General features: G+C 71.6%; 1 protein-coding gene and 1 pseudogene. One reads left to right on the top strand and one right to left on the bottom strand.

Features of this window, described 5'->3' with window-relative positions; genetic code table 11:
* Window positions 1-281 (bottom strand): annotated as a pseudogene (locus SACPADRAFT_RS0203110) (MFS transporter); the annotation flags it as partial.
* A 159-nt stretch (window positions 282-440) separates the two neighbouring features.
* Between SACPADRAFT_RS0203110 and SACPADRAFT_RS25310 the strand changes: the two are divergent.
* Window positions 441-687 (top strand): helix-turn-helix domain-containing protein (locus SACPADRAFT_RS25310; RefSeq protein ID WP_007027875.1); only part of this gene is annotated, 247 nt, incomplete at its 3' end.

Here is a 687-nt window from a genome sequence, read left to right as displayed (position 1 = left end):
TGTCCGGCCAGTAGCCAGCCCGGGCCGGACGCGAGCGCGAAGGACCCCGAGGCGAGCGCGGCCATCACCACGCTGGTCCGCAGCACCACCCGCGGGCCGAGCGCGTCCGCCGCCGACCCGAACAGCAGCAGCGCGGGCGCGCTGACCAGGGCGAACGTCGCGTACACCAGGGTCATCGTCAGATCGCCGAACCCGAACGCGTCCTGGTATCCCGGGTACAGCGGGCTCGGCAGATACGCCCCGGCCGTGAGCACCACCAGCAGGAACACCGCCGTGCGCACGTCCCGGGAACCACGGACGGTCCGGCGCGTGTCGCGACACCCGGACGGTCCGGCACAACCTCCGTGAACACCGTCGCCAACCAACACACCCCCAGACTGGCGAGGGAAACCGCTGAAGAGAAGCGAACGTTCGTACACAGGATCGTGCAAAATGATGACATGATCGATCCGAGGTTGCGGGTGTTGCAGCTGGTGGCCCACCACGGCACCGTCACCGCGGCGGCGGCGGCGCTGCACTACACGCCGTCGGCGGTGTCGCACCAGTTGCGGCAGCTGGCCGCCGACCTCGGCGTCGAGCTGGTCACCCAGTCCGGCCGCGGGATCCGGCTCACCGCCGCGGCGGCCACGGTGCTGCGGCACGCCGAGGTGCTGTCCGCGCAGGCGGAACGGGCCCGCGCCGAACTCG

This window comes from Saccharomonospora iraqiensis subsp. paurometabolica YIM 90007, assembly GCF_000231035.2.
Classification (GTDB): Bacteria; Actinomycetota; Actinomycetes; order Mycobacteriales; family Pseudonocardiaceae; genus Saccharomonospora; species Saccharomonospora paurometabolica.
The sequence above is the reverse complement of the archived record's forward strand: the minus strand, read 5'-3'. Positions and strand labels throughout refer to the sequence as shown.